13 protein-coding genes and 2 pseudogenes are annotated in these 15,152 nt (G+C 45.6%); 1 reads left to right on the top strand and 14 read right to left on the bottom strand.

The window, feature by feature from the left end:
- Positions 1-140 precede the first annotated feature (140 nt).
- The 4 genes and pseudogenes from MRBLPE1_RS15315 to MRBLPE1_RS15300 form a co-directional block, all read right to left on the bottom strand.
- Positions 141-2,441: a beta-glucosidase family protein gene (locus MRBLPE1_RS15315; protein ID WP_364146610.1), complete on the bottom strand. Its 2,301-nt coding sequence runs from the start codon at positions 2,439-2,441 to the stop codon at positions 141-143.
- A gap of 561 nt (positions 2,442-3,002) precedes the next feature.
- The gene (locus MRBLPE1_RS15310) at positions 3,003-3,983 is read right to left on the bottom strand and encodes an aldo/keto reductase (protein ID WP_364147328.1); all 981 of its coding nucleotides are present in this window, start codon (positions 3,981-3,983) and stop codon (positions 3,003-3,005) included.
- Positions 3,984-4,020: 37 nt separating this feature from the next.
- Entirely contained in the window at positions 4,021-5,061 is a 1,041-nt protein-coding gene (locus MRBLPE1_RS15305; protein ID WP_364146608.1) for an NAD(P)-dependent alcohol dehydrogenase, read from the bottom strand.
- 178 nt (positions 5,062-5,239) lie between these two features.
- Positions 5,240-6,334 (bottom strand): annotated as a pseudogene (locus tag MRBLPE1_RS15300) (MFS transporter).
- A 173-nt stretch (positions 6,335-6,507) separates the two neighbouring features.
- On the opposite strand from MRBLPE1_RS15300, the gene MRBLPE1_RS15295 reads away from it, so the two are divergent.
- Positions 6,508-7,053, top strand: a complete 546-nt coding sequence (locus MRBLPE1_RS15295; protein WP_364146606.1) for a TetR/AcrR family transcriptional regulator — start codon at positions 6,508-6,510, stop codon at positions 7,051-7,053.
- Positions 7,054-7,870: 817 nt separating this feature from the next.
- Here MRBLPE1_RS15295 and MRBLPE1_RS15290 read toward each other — a convergent pair.
- The 10 genes and pseudogenes from MRBLPE1_RS15290 to MRBLPE1_RS15245 form a co-directional block, all read right to left on the bottom strand.
- A complete protein-coding gene (locus tag MRBLPE1_RS15290) occupies positions 7,871-8,239 on the bottom strand; it encodes a hypothetical protein (protein WP_364146604.1) in 369 nt (122 codons plus the stop codon).
- A gap of 245 nt (positions 8,240-8,484) precedes the next feature.
- Positions 8,485-8,910 carry an ABC transporter transmembrane domain-containing protein gene (locus MRBLPE1_RS15285; RefSeq protein ID WP_364146602.1) on the bottom strand — a complete coding sequence of 142 codons (426 nt, stop codon included), beginning with the start codon at positions 8,908-8,910 and terminating at the stop codon, positions 8,485-8,487.
- Positions 8,907-9,122 carry an alpha/beta hydrolase gene (locus tag MRBLPE1_RS15280; protein ID WP_414698888.1) on the bottom strand — a complete coding sequence of 72 codons (216 nt, stop codon included), beginning with the start codon at positions 9,120-9,122 and terminating at the stop codon, positions 8,907-8,909. The genes MRBLPE1_RS15285 and MRBLPE1_RS15280 overlap by 4 nt, the downstream gene beginning before the upstream one ends.
- 643 nt (positions 9,123-9,765) lie before the next feature.
- Entirely contained in the window at positions 9,766-10,509 is a 744-nt protein-coding gene (locus MRBLPE1_RS15275; protein WP_364146599.1) for an SDR family oxidoreductase, read from the bottom strand.
- 44 nt (positions 10,510-10,553) lie between these two features.
- Positions 10,554-10,937, bottom strand: coding sequence for a DUF2255 family protein (locus MRBLPE1_RS15270; RefSeq protein ID WP_364146597.1), 384 nt, complete (start codon positions 10,935-10,937; stop codon positions 10,554-10,556).
- A 254-nt stretch (positions 10,938-11,191) separates the two neighbouring features.
- Complete coding sequence (locus MRBLPE1_RS15265) at positions 11,192-11,896, bottom strand: SDR family NAD(P)-dependent oxidoreductase (RefSeq protein WP_364146595.1); 705 nt, start codon at positions 11,894-11,896, stop codon at positions 11,192-11,194.
- A gap of 72 nt (positions 11,897-11,968) precedes the next feature.
- Positions 11,969-12,124, bottom strand: a pseudogene (locus MRBLPE1_RS15260) (MFS transporter); the annotation flags it as partial.
- Positions 12,114-12,947, bottom strand: a complete 834-nt coding sequence (locus tag MRBLPE1_RS15255; protein WP_364146594.1) for an SDR family NAD(P)-dependent oxidoreductase — start codon at positions 12,945-12,947, stop codon at positions 12,114-12,116. The gene MRBLPE1_RS15255 and the pseudogene MRBLPE1_RS15260, both read right to left, overlap by 11 nt.
- 304 nt (positions 12,948-13,251) lie before the next feature.
- On the bottom strand, positions 13,252-14,262 hold the full coding sequence (locus MRBLPE1_RS15250; protein ID WP_364146592.1) for an SDR family NAD(P)-dependent oxidoreductase: 1,011 nt from the start codon (positions 14,260-14,262) through the stop codon (positions 13,252-13,254).
- Between the two features lie 82 nt (positions 14,263-14,344).
- Positions 14,345-14,884, bottom strand: a complete 540-nt coding sequence (locus MRBLPE1_RS15245) for a cyclophilin-like fold protein (RefSeq protein WP_364146590.1) — start codon at positions 14,882-14,884, stop codon at positions 14,345-14,347.
- Positions 14,885-15,152 lie beyond the last annotated feature (268 nt).

Raw genomic sequence — 15,152 nt, 5'->3', positions numbered from 1 at the left:
ACACATGAAAACGATACAGGAAGGACGAATTAAACGCCTTCTTATCAAAAACAGCTCCAGATCGTCCCAGAAAACCGGAGAAAAATAATTCCCCGGTTTTCTAAGGTGTGTTTTGCATCATTCCAACTGGTCTTTTTCGCTTACTTGATTACGGCTGTCTCCAATTCGTTCAACTTCGCCAAATCCTCTGCCAGCATTTCCTCCGTATAAGCCCCCTGCCCGAGAGCAACCAAACATCGAATCGGGAAATACCGAATAATCGCATTCAACATGTCGGGGTTATCAGAGAGCTGATCCACAATCCCGAACTCGGCAAATTTGTCCATACAAAATTTCGCCATTTCAGCTGCCTGAGGGTTATCCAATAAGTCGCCGATCATCGTGTTGCGGTGATATCTGACGGGTAGAGCCGTGCTTCCTTCGACTTTGACTGCGGTTTGCAGCACAATCTGACGCGACGAAGCGCCGATCAGGATGTCGAAAGCGCCGCTTTCCACATGCCAATCTCCAAGCTCCGTATTGTAATAGGAGAACGCTCTGCGATCCAGCACGAATTCAACGGTTTTCTTCTCTCCCGGCTGCAGCTCGACTTTTTTGAAGCCCTTCAGCTCCTTCAACGGACGAATAACAGTGCTTACGACGTCCCGCACATAGAGCTGTACGATTTCCTTGCCGGTGATTTTACCGGTGTTGGTTACCGTGACTTGAACGTTTAATGTTTCCGAATCTTTCATAGAAGTACGGTCCACCCGAAGATCGCTGTAAGCAAACTGCGTGTAACTAAGTCCGAAGCCGAACGGAAAGAGCGGCTCCAGTTCTTTGGCGTCATAGTAGCGGTAGCCTACGAACAGGCCTTCGCGGTACTCGACCTTGTCGCCCTCGCCCGGGAAGTTCAGGAAAGACGGATTGTCACTGAGTTTGACCGGGAACGTCTCCGCAAGTTTGCCGCTCGGACTCACCCGGCCGAATAGCAGGTCAGCCACTGCGCCTCCGAACGCCTGTCCGCCGAGATAGCCTTCCAGCACGGCCTTAGTCTTGTCAAGCCAAGGCATCTCGACCGTTGAGCCGTTGCTGAGCACGACGACAAGGTTGCTCTGGACTTCCGCCACGGCATCGATTAACGCTCGTTGGTTCGCCGGAATCGCCAGATGCGTGCGGTCGTAGCTCTCTGATTCATAGCGCTCAGGCAAGCCGACGAACAACACCGCAACACCCGCTTGCGCCGCCGCATTCTTGGCCTCTTGCTCAAGTGCAGAGTCGACCTCATCGCTGTCCAGCTTATAACCTCGGGCATATTCAATTCGGACTCCGTCTCCTGCCGCGTCTATCAATTCTTTGAGGGCTTCGTCAAGCTTTGTCGGATTGACATGGGAACTGCCGCCGCCTTGATAACGCGGCTTTTCGGCAAATTCCCCGATGACGGCGATCGTGCCCTGCTTTTGCAGCGGCAGAATTCTATCTTCATTTTTCAGCAGCACCATGCATTCCTGCGCGGCTTCTCGCGCCAAACGATGATGCGCCTCGGCATCAAACGACGCATCCTTCTGCCGGTTCCGGACCGCTTTGAAGATAAAGTCCAACAACCGTTCTACCGCTCGGTTTAACGTATCCTCGGACAACTGTCCATTACGTATGGCTTGGACAATCTTGGAATCGCCAACCCCATGGCTGGTCGGCATCTCCAGTTCCAATCCTGCCAGAAGCCCCTTCACGCGCTCATTTACAGCGAACCAGTCGGATATGACAAAGCCTTCGAAGCCCCATTCCTTGCGCAGCACTTCCGTTAGCAGCCATTCATTCTCCGACGCGAATTCTCCATTCACCTTGTTATACGAGCACATCACGCTCCAAGGCTTCGACTGCTTAACAGCGCCTTCGAAGCTGGCCAAGTAAATCTCTCGCAGCGTCCTTTCATCGACAACGGCGTCAACAGTCATGCGGCGGTGCTCCTGATTGTTCGCGGCGAAATGCTTCAGCGACGTGCCGACGCCTTGGCTTTGCACCCCGCTAATATGGCTCGCTGCCAACTCCGAGGATAAATACGGATCCTCCGAGAAATATTCGAAGTTCCGTCCGCAAAGCGGAGACCGCTTGATATTCGCTCCCGGCCCGAGCAGAAGGGCGACATTTTCCGCTTGGCACTCCTTGCCGAGCGCCTCTCCGATTCGAACGATCAGCTCGCGGTTCCAAGAAGCAGCCATACCGGCAGCCGACGGAAAACACGTTGCAGGTACACTGCTATGAAGCCCTAAGTGATCGGCACCTTCCATTTGCTTCCTTAATCCGTGTGGACCGTCCGTCACCATCAGCGAAGGGATGCCGAGCCGCTCGATTCCTTTCGTATGCCAGAAATCAAGCCCCGAGCAAAGGCTTGCCTTCTCCTCCAGCGTCATTTGGGCTACCATCCCTTGAATATCCTCATGTACATTAGAACTCGTCATTTTGATCTCCCTCTTTCCTATTTGTTGTAGTACCCCCGCCAGATTCTATTACGCATGCAGCAAAGTATATAAACAATATGACTTGGTGCTGCTAATTACATTGAACTTGCATATCATCTTGCTTTTCCCCTTCGAAAAACTAATGATATCGCTATAAAAATAACTTTAACGTTTATTCAGATGATCCGTTATACAATTTTTCAACAAATCATGTTTAAAATTTCAACAGCATTTGAAAGGAGAGTCGCCATGAATCGAGGTTCATTACCGAGGGGTCATCTGCTGGCCAGCCAGACCAAGCGGAGTTTTTTAACTGTCCACGTACCGGTTCGCAGATCAGACTCCATTTCTCAGCTATTCATCTTGGATTGGGTGTTTTTTCTCCTACAAGTAAAAAGGCACACCGATATAGGCGTGCCCCTAATATTTTGCTGGAATTAATTTAAATCCTCATCTTGCTGATGTCGATCACAAATCGATACCGTGCATCTGAGTAGTACGCGCTCCAAGGATTCATGATTTCTGTTATTCCAACAGTACGTAGTTCAAAATAAAAACCTTCTATTCAAGACCGACCACTGGATGTGGTACATACGGCTCTTCCAGAAACGCAAACTCTTCCGTACTCAGCTTAATCGAAAGTGCAGCTACAGCGTCTTCTAGATGAGACACTTTCGTGGACCCGATGATTGGAGCAGTAATCGGTTCCTTTTGCAATAGCCAAGCCAACGCGATTTGGGCTCGAGAAACGCCGTAGTTTTCAGCCACTTCCTGGACGCGTTCAACCACTTTTCGGTCTGACTCGGACGTTGCGCCATAAAGCATTTGAGCCACTGGATCGTTCGCTGAGCGAGATGTGGTTTCGCTCCATTCACGCGTTAATCTTCCTTGCGCAAGCGGAGCCCACGGAATCACGCCGATCTTTTCTTCTATGCAGAGCGGCAGCATCTCGCGTTCCTCCTCTCGGTACAAGAGGTTTAAATGATTCTGCATGGATACAAATCGCGTCCATCCGTTTTGCTCTGCAACATGGAGCGCTTTTAAAAATTGCCACGATAACATGGAAGAAGCTCCGATATATCTGGCCTTGCCCGCCTTAACGACGTCGTGTAAGGCCTCCATCGTTTCTTCAATCGGGGTTTGATAATCCCAACGATGAATTTGATACAAATCGACATAGTCCGTTCCCAGTCTTTTTAGACTGTTGTCGATTTCGCTCATAATTGCTTTTCGGGAAAGACCAGCACCATTGGGACCATCATGCATACGATAATAAACCTTTGTAGCCAAAACGATCTCTTCCCGATTTGCGTATTCCTTAAGTGCCCGTCCGACGATTTCCTCACTCGTTCCCGCAGAGTACATATTCGCCGTATCGATAAAATTAATGCCTAACTCAAGGGCTTTCTTGATAATCTCACGACTGTTTTCTTCATCCAGTGTCCATGCAGGGAACCCTCGATCCGGTTCACCAAAGCTCATGCACCCGAGACAAATCCGCGAAACATCCAAACCGGTGTTTCCAAGCTTCATGTATTCGATGTTATTCATCCCCTCAGTACAATACTTCTCATACGACTCACATTGTGCTGATATCGATCACGAAGCGATACCGGACATCTGATGCAAGTACGCGCTCCCAGGCTTCATCAATCTGGTTGGCAGAAACAGTCTCGATCTCAGGAGCAATGTGGTGTTCAGCGCAAAAGTCAAGCATTTCCTGCGTTTCACGAATGCCACCGATCATTGATCCAGCAAACGACCGACGATGAGGGATAAGTGAGAACACTTGAACTGGCAACGGCTCCGATGGCGCACCGACATTGACTAGTGTACCGTCCAGCGCCAGCAACGAAAGGTAGGCATTAATATCGATCGTCGCACTCACTGTATTTACGATGAGGTCGAACGAACCAGCTAATTGCTTAAACGTCTCTGGATCGCTCGTGGCATAATAATGGTTCGCGCCAAGCCGCAAACCATCTTCTTTCTTCTTCACTGTTTGTGATAAAACCGTAACCTCTGCCCCCATGGCATGAGCGATCTTCACAGCCATGTGTCCAAGCCCGCCAAATCCAACAACAGCTACCTTCTTACCAGGAGCAGCTCCCCAATGGCGCAGCGGCGAGTACGTTGTGATGCCTGCACACAGCAGCGGAGCAGCGACGTCAAGTTCAATACCGTCTGGAATTCGGACAACGAAGTCTTCCGTTACGACGATGTGGGTGGAATAACCCCCTTGCGTAAATTGCCCGTACCTGTCGGTAGCCCCATAGGTGCCCGTCATTCCATTGAGGCAATACTGCTCCTCTCCCTTATGGCAGTTATCGCACTCTCTGCAGGAGTCAACCATGCAGCCTACCCCTACCCGGTCGCCAACGGCATGCTTTGTGACATCCGAACCAACCTGAGTGACAATTCCGGCGATCTCGTGTCCTGGAACGAGAGGATAGTTTACCGGTCCCCAATCGCCGCGAGCTGTATGGATGTCAGAGTGGCAAATACCAGCGTACTTAATCTCAATGAGAATATCATGCGGCTGGAGATCCCTGCGTTCGATCGTGGTCAGTTTGAATGGACCTTCAGGACTGAATGTAGCGCGTGCATTAGCTGTAATCATTATATAACCTCCTGCAATTTTTGAATTTATGGTTCTTACAATCCTATTGGCTGTAATCCAGCCAAAAAACACAACAAATCAACTCTTTGTGTTTAATAAACATCTGTTTATAATTATATATAGAACCAAAATACTTTCAATGGTTAAAAGAAAACGATTCGTTGATTATTCAAACAAATCAATAGAATTGTTGATTATCATTTGGAAATTCAAGTTGTCGAGTGAGTGCAACCCTATAGTTTCTTAGTAAAATGGCAACAAAACTTAATAATAATGATACTAATCCCACGAATACAACGTATTGTGTACCCATTTGTGATAGGAATAAGCCTCCTACTGCTGCACCAAAGGTTGTTCCTACGTTACATGATGATATAAATAATCCATTAGCGAATTCAGGTGCTTCTGGCGCCGAAGACATCATTAAATATTGATTAATATTACCCCCTATACCGGCTAAAATACCCCAGATTAACGTGATGATCGCCATTGGTAGGCTAAACTGTCCAAATAAGAATAATAAGATGTAAACAGCTCCCAATATAAAAGGGAAAGATACGACAGATTTGATGGCATTATTCGTAGTAGCTTTCCTGCGACTACGTTTCCAATAATATTAGCTCCACCGTATATAAATAACATGAAACTGATTGTATTCGGAGACATATTCGTAACCGTCTTCAGATACTCAGCAAGATAACTATAAACTCCCAATACGGCTGAATTTAATAAAATGACAGCCACAATGGAAAGCCAAGTCATTGATTTTTTTAATACGGATAATTGTGCTCCATAAGAGAGTCTTTCCTCAACAGGCATAGATGGTACAAATAGTAATGTAGTAATGAATAATGATATTTACAACAGCAAAGAAACTCGCGATGGGTACACCGATTACCATGCCGGCAGACACCCCAATAAATACTTTCGAGACAGCTTTTGGTGCTTCTTCCTTGCTCACAGCCCCAGCAGCTACTGTAAATGCCAAAGAACAATAAACCGGATGAAAAAATGCGGGTAAAATACGAGCAGCTAATGCAAGGGTAAAGTTTGACGTAAATATGGAGACAATGTTCCCCAAAACGAAAACACCAAGTACAAGTAACATGACCTTCTTCCGATTTATACCCGAAAACAATAACGGCAAGATTGGTCCTGACACTGCAACTGCAAGGGCAAAGAAACTCACCAGCCATCCTGCTTTGGAAACACTCACATCATAGTGTTCAGCAATGGAAGGCAATAATCCAATAACCCAGGGGCAATGTCTCACTCACTAAGATCAACAGAAAGTGCATAAGCAAGAGAGATTGCATAATCAACCTTCGTCTATTATTATAGGTGTAAGAAGAATACGTTCAATGGTTAAAAAAACGCGATTTGTTGATATATCAACACAGTAATCAAAACTGTTTATTATCTAAGAAAGTTTGGTGAAATTTACGAATGGCAAAAGTAGACCGGAGAATTCTTAAAACACAAGAATCGATGAAAAAGGCTGTCATTGAACTGATGACTGAAAAAAACTTCGATGACATTACAATTCAGGATATTGCCGACCGGGCAAACATTAACCGCGGAACCATTTATCTTCATTATCAGGACAAATATGATTTGTTGGATAAACTGATAGAAACACACCTGGATGAATTAGGCGAGATGGATGAATGGGCATGTAAGCTGGATTGGAGCAATGGGCTTGTACCTTTTTTTGAGTACTTTGAGAAAAACTTTTTATTTTTTTCGATTATGTTAGCGAGTAAAGGGGCCCCATCTTTTAGAACTCGGCTTCTTGATTATATTATGGAAGGATTTAAAGGTGAGATTGATAGAGAAAGCGGAAGAAATGCGGATTTAAGTGAAGATGTTATGTTACAATATGCCGGGACCGCTTATGTAGGGGTAATTGAATGGTGGATTAGGAATGAAATGCCGTATCCGCCGCAAATCATGGCTAAACAAGTCGGAGCCTTGTTAGGAAGAAGTCTATAGTCCATGTAAAACAATAGCGTCCTGCTTAATTGCTAGGACGCTATCGAGGTTTACTCATCATTTTGGTAAGGGCAAGTTGGAGTAATATTCTGGATTTGTGGGGATTCAATGAATTACTTCCAACCATTGCTCCTGGATCGTACAGACTTTGACCTGTAGCTTGATAGTACGATTGTGCAACAGCCCTTCTTGTCGCAGCCATTTGTGTAAGCTGAATTTTTGCCCAAGAAACGGTTGGGCCATTTGCTATTATTATTTTCGTCAAATATTCAATTTGGTTTTGGTCTGTTACGCTGAGCCCTCTTTTGGCAATGTTCTGAATGACATCAATTGCCCGCCATCTGGAAAACCTGCTAAAATCGTAGGATTCATACAAATTTTCAACTTTTGGCGAGAAGTGAGTTCCGAAATGTCGAATTCCGTCTGATTCGTATGTTTAATTAAGGGCTTCTGATAATATCTAACTTTGGCAGCTACGATATCCCCTCCTGATACTTCTCTAATAGTCGTTTTCCTTTCTTTTCAAACGTTCCTTCAAGCCAATATAAATCTGATCTGGATCATCTGGATTGTATTTCTTGAGAACGGCCTTATTAATCTAATTTCTCTAGCAAAATAATAAGCATTTAAATAAAATCCAAAAGAACGTTTCACATGCCTGTAATATCGCGAATGGCTGTCTGATGCCGTCCGATTAAAACCGCGGAAACCTTGTCCTGTCTGAGCTTTTGCCGATCGCTTTCGGATCTACTCCGATGGCGTAAGATGGTTGGGGACGAAGTTCGTCCCCAATTCGTCCCCATGCAACCGATCAAAACTACAACCTGTACTTCGAGAGGCTTGTTTGCAATTCAAGCGACACTTGCTTAAGACCATCTGTCGAGACCGCTGTTTCCTGTATCGCGAGCATCTGCTCTTGAACAGCGGCAATGACCATCCTACTTTCCTCGAATGCATTCTTGGAGATATCAGCCAGTTCCTTCACAGAAGCATTGACCTCCTCTGCACCTGCCGTCATCTGCTCCGTAGCTGCGGAAACTGCCTGTGCCTGTTCCGATATATCCATAGTAGCTCGCATAATATGGTCGAATGCTTCCCGCGCGGCTCGGATTGACTCGCTGCTGCGTTCAATTTCAGCCTTTCCCACTTCTACGGCGGCGACTGCGATTTGTATATCCATTTGCATTTTTGCAATTATCTCAGAATGTTCACCGTTTGGTTGTGAGGAAAAATAAAGTTGATTAATTGAGGCTCAGTAAAACCAAGGTTTGGGGACAAAAATTGACGGCAACTATATTAAAGTTGTTTAATGGGCTCGACTTTCAATTTTTAGCGGCAGAAATTCCTGAAAATAATGTTCTTTAATCAGAGGTATGCAAAATGTTTTGAATGAAAATAAAGTTGCTTAATAAGTAGTTGCAGTTGAATCCTTTAATAACCGACTGAAATCAGCTTTGAGCTTGAGGCTAGCTGCACGTTCACCGCATCGAACTGTTCGAGTGCCTTTTGTTCACTAATGAATGCCTTCATAACGACGTGCCCACCGTATATCTCTTCTACCTGTCCGTTTAATCGGCCAAGGAACTGTTGTTGATCGTAAAAATGCTTTTGTGATACCCGAACGAGGCCGATGACGAGCAGAAGCGATACCGGCATCATGACGAGGGCGATCAGTATCAGTTGCCAGCTGATCATCAGCATCATTGCAGTGACTCCTGCTACGGTCGCAAATGAAGTAAGCAACTGGGTAAATGTCTGGCTGAGCGACAGTTCCAGCGTATCGACGTCATTCGTGATACAGGATAACACGTCGCCTTGGCTATTGCGGTGGAAATACCCGAGCGGAATGCGATTCATCTTGCGCATCTTTCGCTCGGTATTGTCGCATAACCCAATCCCTCACGGGTGGCGCGGCCCATAACGTACATACTAACAGTCGCGACGGCCTTCAACCGAGGGTCAATCTGAGCAGCGCTAATCGCAAAGCCGCCACTGGCGCAAACGCCGATCACGCCAATACGGTCTCGGTCCACAAACGGACGTGTACCCAAAAAGTCCACAGCGGCGATGAAATCCTCTAGCTACGCTTCAGGAGAAGCAATATTGCTCGGATGCCCACCGCTTTCACCATTATTGAAGGCGTCGAAGGCCAGTGTCACAAAGCCCCGTGCTGCCATCTCCTGGGCATACAAGCCGGACGTCGGTTCCTTCACGCCGCCGAATGAATGTCCCATAATGATTGCGGGAGATTTCCTTGCTCTATTTATGTTTTTAGGAAGATAGATATCCCGACTAATTAAATGCCCAGTCTGTAATAGAATATAACTTTTCCGACAGTCACCTTGTTGCTAGGAGGAAAGGTTTTATCCTATGCCGCTCTGTCTGCTGCGTATGTTACAGAAGTCGTGTATGCAACGGAAGTCATGGCTAAAAAAAGCCAAGCACTCGCGATTTTTTTATCAATTTATACCCTCCAGACAAATTAAGTATTTCCTTATCATTGAACTATAATTAACTATAATTACGCTGTGGTCTTCGCGATCGTAAAGTGCACGATCATAGTATTTTTCTATTGAAATCTTACCTCCTGTCTCGAATGTAATCTACGAACTGCACGTGTTTTTTTATCCATAAATGGTACAGCATAACTAAAACCAACAAGTTGCCCTAAAAAAACTTAAGGCAACTTGCAACGTTAAAAGCTATATTCATTTAGAGAACTTGCTTCGTTGGGCGAATCATAATTTCACTTACAGCAACAGTATCAGGGGTGCTAATTGCATAGGCTACTGCATCGGCAACATCACTCGCCTTCAATCCCACACCTGGTATTTTTGCGTTCTCCTTTATCCAATTACTAGTTGCAGGGTCGTTGACCGTCGTGTAAAGTTCCGTATCCACCATTCCGGGAGAAATAAGAGTGGAACGGATATTATTTTCTCTTTCCTCTTGACGAAGCCCCTCCATAATCGCTCGTACAGCAAATTTTGTACCACAGTAAACAGCATAACCAGGAGTCACGACGTGCCCTAAAATGGAGTCGGTCGCAATAATTTGACCAGATTGCTGTTTTTTCATGACAGGTAATACCGCAGCAATGCCATTTAATACACCCATGATATTGAGATCTAGCACTTGTCGCCATTCATCAAAGCGCGCTTCCGAAATAGGCGCAGTTGGCATGATACCGGCGTTATTATATAGCACATCTACATGGCCATATTTTTTGACTGCCAGTTCAACAACTGCTTGAACTTCCTCTTTTTTTGTTACATCAGCAACAGCATATGAAATTTCAGCATCCGGCAATGTTTCAACAAGAGCTTTCAAGCGATCTTCGCGGCGAGCCGCAATGACTAATTTTGCTCCTTCTTGCGCAAGTTTCTTGGTAGTTGCTTCACCAATTCCACTTGACGCGCCCAAAATAATGACAACTTTCCCTTGAATATTTGACATAAGAGGCTCATGTTCCTTTCTTCAGAAAATAGATTGGTTTGCTATCAGGAGTTGCTTTCACGTGGCACAACCTTTACTGTCGCAGAACGGGCTCGCGTGCTGATCATCGAGTTTAAATAGGGGTCGCCGTTGTATTTCCTACGGTACGCATTGTCAATGAGGTCGTTGATCTGACCAACGATCGGTTCAAAAGCGACTTCCTTCATTATGCCAGCGACAGTGATACGCCCCGCCTTCTGTCGTAGTGCTGCTTGATACCAGCGGGAGTTCTGTCCAAAGTAGGCGCGCACATAAACGGAGTCGCCTACCACAACGGACCAAATCCAAGTCGGGGTGCCATAGGTTACTCCGTCTTCTCTGAACGGGGAGATGTGCAGGTCATCCGCTTCAGCAATCTTTTGCAGTTCTTCTTTCAACCAGGTGCCCATGAATTCATCCTCCTTAAAAACTGACTTATGACGAAACAATCATTGCGTGCCCATGCCGATCAAACGCTCATCTCGCTTCTTGATATGGGACCATTAAGATTACCCATCCCCATTCCTGCGAACTTGTCATTGCATTAATAGAAAGCCGCCGGCGATGCAGGTCGGGCGGCTTCGTCACGAGCCAATAACGTTCTCAATGGAGCTGATGTCGATCACGAATCGATACCGGACATCCTATAATCTATCGTTTCTTTCTACCAATCGATTGGTTTACCATCCCTGAAGAACCCTCCGCGAGGTCCTTCCGATCCCTTCATCACTAACCCGAGGATCAACTCCGCAGCGCGTTTCGGAGTTCTCGGAGCAGATGGCCCTCCCATATCCGAGCTTACCCAGCCCGGATCGACTGCATAAACTTTGATATCTCCTCCGACTTCTGCTGCTGCCAGTCGGGTCAATGCATTCATTGCAAGTTTGGAGATCTTGTACGCACCCGCTTCCGGGGACGACATTGCACTCATGGCGCCATATTCCGAGGAAATATTGATGATCCTTCCAAATCCCCGTTTTTCCATAAGCGGAAGAAATGAACGCATGACATGGTAAACGCCGAAGAAATTCGTGGACATCGTTCGCTCCAGAATCGCAGGATCCATGGTCAACAACTTGGAATTCCCATCCAAATATACACCCGCGTTGTTAATCAATACATCCAAGCGGTGAGCGTTCTCGGTAACGGTCAATGCCGCTTGACGGATGCTTTCTGGGTCCGTGACATCCATGACGACGAACGAAACATCCAATCCGGACTCGGTAAGTCGTTGGGCTGCTTCAGCCCCCTTCTTCGAATCCCTGCTTGCCAACATGACCTTGAACCCCATCGAAGCCAATTGTTGGGCCAATTCATATCCGATTCCCCGATTCGCGCCTGTGACAAGCGCCACTTGCTTATCCTGCAACTTTAGACCCCTCCAATTGTTCAGACATTGAAATTCTTGGATACACCGTCGCGATGCTTAAAATGAGGAACCAAAGAGACTCACGATCAACCCTGCGGTGGAGATGCTGACCTGGTAGTGGTCCGCAATCAACGGCAAGATTCCGATCACGCCCATCTCGGTATTCAAGATACCGAATACACCCAAAGTCAGTATATAGACAATTATATGATTTCGATTAGTCTTCATAGGCCATGGACGTCGAGAGATCTCGGTAGGCATCGATCTGCGACCGGAGGTCAGCAATCTTCTGCTCTGCAATGCCGATCGCGTCGGCGCCTGCAATAAAGCGTCGCGGCGGTTCCGCTTCGCTTGCAATCATGAGGAGCGCCTTGGCGAGCTTGTTCGGATCGCCAGACTGTTGCCCGTTTTGCTTATTAAAAAAGGTCATATAACCGGCTCTACGGTCCGCATAGTCCTCGATTGTCGGATTTGCGAAAGTCGACGATGCCTCCGTAAGAAGTTCCGTGCGGAAGAATCCTGGGTTTACAATGGTCGTATGAATACCGAACGGTGAGACCTCAGGTTGTAGTGAGTCCATCCAACCCTCAAGCGCAAATTTCGATGCAGCATAGGCTGAATTAAACTCGAATCCAGAAATGCCGGCGCCCGAAGAGATCGAGATGATGTGACCGGAACGCTGCTTGCGCATCGCGGGCAACACAGCCCGGGTAACGTTCATCGGGCCGATCAATGCCACCTGCAGCTGACGTTCGATTTGGTCCGGGGCCAGTTCCTCGAAGAAGCCGCCATAGAAGTGCGCGGCATTATTGATCAGCACATCGATGGTACCGAACCGATCGACGGCCGCCTTGACTGCGGACTGTGCATCGACAGGCCGGGTAACGTCCAATTGGACAACCATTAGATTCTCGGCTTCGCCGATCGCCTTGGCCACCGCATCCGGATTGCGGCCCGTAGCCACAACCTTGTGTCCTGCGTTCAAAGCAGCTTTCGCGAAATTGGTGCCCATACCTCGACCTACTCCCGTGATAAACCAAACCTTTTCCATGTTATTCATTCCCTCCAGCCTTCTTCCAAATATATTGTGAATGATAAAGTTTGTTTATTCGACTTACAACGAAGCAAAAAAGCCGAATGGTCTGCTTTGCTTAAGCATCTCTGAGATGATCGGCCGCATGACCAGATCCGCGAACAAATCCCCGACGGCCGAGTTTCGGTTCGCCTTCGCTTTTTTGCATGTTACACAGCCGACCTTATCTAGACAATTAAAAGATCTTGAACATGACGCCCAGTTATGGGTGGTGTGTTAAAACAAATGAGAGGAACGCACGAAATGAGACTACACTAACTATTTAATCTCTTGGGAAAGAAGTTCCTGTCTTAGTTTCATATGCTTCAATTAACTGGTCCTGAGCAGCTGCATCATAGATAACTGAATTAACATTTAGATCTTCCTCACTTTGGAAGAAGTATTTTCCTGTAGCATCCGTGCCTTCTTCGATACCTTCAGCAAGCCAAACATAAGTCATGTATCCAGCACGTAAGTCATCAGGTGTAGTAGTATTACCGTTATGGAATCCCATTAGAGTCGGAACCCATCCTGGTTGAATTGCATTCACTTGAATGTCTGGCCAGTAACGAGATACTGTCATTGCTAAAGTAAGAACTTGAAGTTTAGAATCATTGTAGTTAATATTGGGAGTATCACTTACAATTTCTTCAACTTTAAGATTTCCTCCTAAATGTTGATCTGACGAAATGTAAATCAGATGCTGTGGTTTATTTACTAAACTAGTCAGAATATACGGGGATAAAGAATTAACATTTAACATCTCTTCTGATGGAGCACCGTATACACCTGCATTATGAATAATGACATCGAACGTACCGAATGCATTAATTTGATCCGCCAACTGCCTTGTTTGTTCTAGGTCAGAGAAATCCCCAATAACTACACCAAGTGCTTCTGGTAAGTCTCTTCGAACATCTTCTGCACGACTTTCATTTCTAGCGTGTACGACAACCTCATGACCTCTCTCTATTAGATACTTAGCTGTCAGTTGTCCTAACCCACCTGTTGATCCGGTAACAAAAATTTTCTTTCGATAGGCTTCATCAATTGGCTCGGTGTTTTCTTCTATATATAGGAGTTCTTCAACCACTTCTTCTGTATTGTATGTTCCCAAACCGAATCTCCCTTCATTTTGGCTGTTGTTATTTTCACTATCTCCGTTATCAGGAGTTTCATTATTTACAGTTTCGCTAGGATTTTGATTAGGCTGATTTGATTGAATAAGTGTATTAATAATTAATCCTCCAACAATCACGATAAACAATCCTGCTATTAATAGTTTATATCTCACCATTTTGCCTCCATAGATTTACTAGTATATTTTATTCCATTCCCGTGCCCTTATTTTGCTTGATTTTTTATTTAACAAAAATCTATTCAACTCGTTCTACTGTCACCATTACTGGTTCAGTATTACCTCTCAAAATAGATAAGTCACCCTCAATCCGTCCTAATCGAACAGCACCCGCCCATTCTCCAAGATCAGAATATGTCAGCGAGAGTGCATTGCTCGGTGCATAGTAACTCAAATCTCCAGCTTTTGGTGAATCTCGTTCAGGCATACCTTCCATTGTAATCGATTGTGGTGGTTCTGCGATAAGCTCACGACCTCCATAGTCTTCAAAATCTAGTGTTAGTGGCAACTGTGCAAGGAGTGACTCTGAAGCAGGATTTTCCCATAAGACTGCGGTAAGTGTCTGATCGCCTACCACGATTCGAAGTGTAGCCGAGTTTTCAGTTTCAGAAGAAATCGGAACTTCTTCTGGGTTTTGTTCAACATCTGGAGTTTGATTATTATCAGATTCTTGAGTAGTTCTGATGAATCTCGTTGCTGATAAATAAATAAAGTAAGAGCTTCCTGTGATAAGTATTGCGCAAGCAATATATATGGTAATAACTCTGTTGCGTTTCATGTTTTTTCTCAATGGCTCCTTTACAGTATTAATTAAAAAGTTACTTTGAATTGCATTAATCCTACTCACTACGACACTCTGATATACGAAACAATAAACGTACTATTAGAAATATATCGAATCCAAGGCACTCCTTATATAAAATAGACTCTGAATCAAAGCAGCTTCTGCGAAAAACCGGTTATCTTTGCTGTGTATTATAACGTGCTTTTTTGCGCATAGATAATACTTATATCTTATATCTTGATATGCTTGAAAGGCATTTCTG

Source organism: Paenibacillus sp. LPE1-1-1.1, from assembly GCF_040676435.1.
Lineage (GTDB): Bacteria > Bacillota > Bacilli > Paenibacillales > Paenibacillaceae > Pristimantibacillus.
The sequence above is the reverse complement of the archived record's forward strand: the minus strand, read 5'-3'. Positions and strand labels throughout refer to the sequence as shown.

What these genes read in the sequence shown, in the direction of transcription:
- MRBLPE1_RS15315 (WP_364146610.1), bottom strand. Translation starts at nt 2,441, where the DNA reads ATGACGAGTTCTAATGTACATGAGGATATTCAAGGGATGGTAGCCCAA.
- MRBLPE1_RS15305 (WP_364146608.1), bottom strand. Translation starts at nt 5,061, where the DNA reads ATGATTACAGCTAATGCACGCGCTACATTCAGTCCTGAAGGTCCATTC.
- MRBLPE1_RS15295 (WP_364146606.1), top strand. Translation starts at nt 6,508, where the DNA reads ATGGCAAAAGTAGACCGGAGAATTCTTAAAACACAAGAATCGATGAAA.
- MRBLPE1_RS15290 (WP_364146604.1), bottom strand. Translation starts at nt 8,239, where the DNA reads ATGCAAATGGATATACAAATCGCAGTCGCCGCCGTAGAAGTGGGAAAG.
- MRBLPE1_RS15285 (WP_364146602.1), bottom strand. Translation starts at nt 8,910, where the DNA reads ATGAATCGCATTCCGCTCGGGTATTTCCACCGCAATAGCCAAGGCGAC.
- MRBLPE1_RS15275 (WP_364146599.1), bottom strand. Translation starts at nt 10,509, where the DNA reads ATGTCAAATATTCAAGGGAAAGTTGTCATTATTTTGGGCGCGTCAAGT.
- MRBLPE1_RS15270 (WP_364146597.1), bottom strand. Translation starts at nt 10,937, where the DNA reads ATGGGCACCTGGTTGAAAGAAGAACTGCAAAAGATTGCTGAAGCGGAT.
- MRBLPE1_RS15255 (WP_364146594.1), bottom strand. Translation starts at nt 12,947, where the DNA reads ATGGAAAAGGTTTGGTTTATCACGGGAGTAGGTCGAGGTATGGGCACC.
- MRBLPE1_RS15245 (WP_364146590.1), bottom strand. Translation starts at nt 14,884, where the DNA reads ATGAAACGCAACAGAGTTATTACCATATATATTGCTTGCGCAATACTT.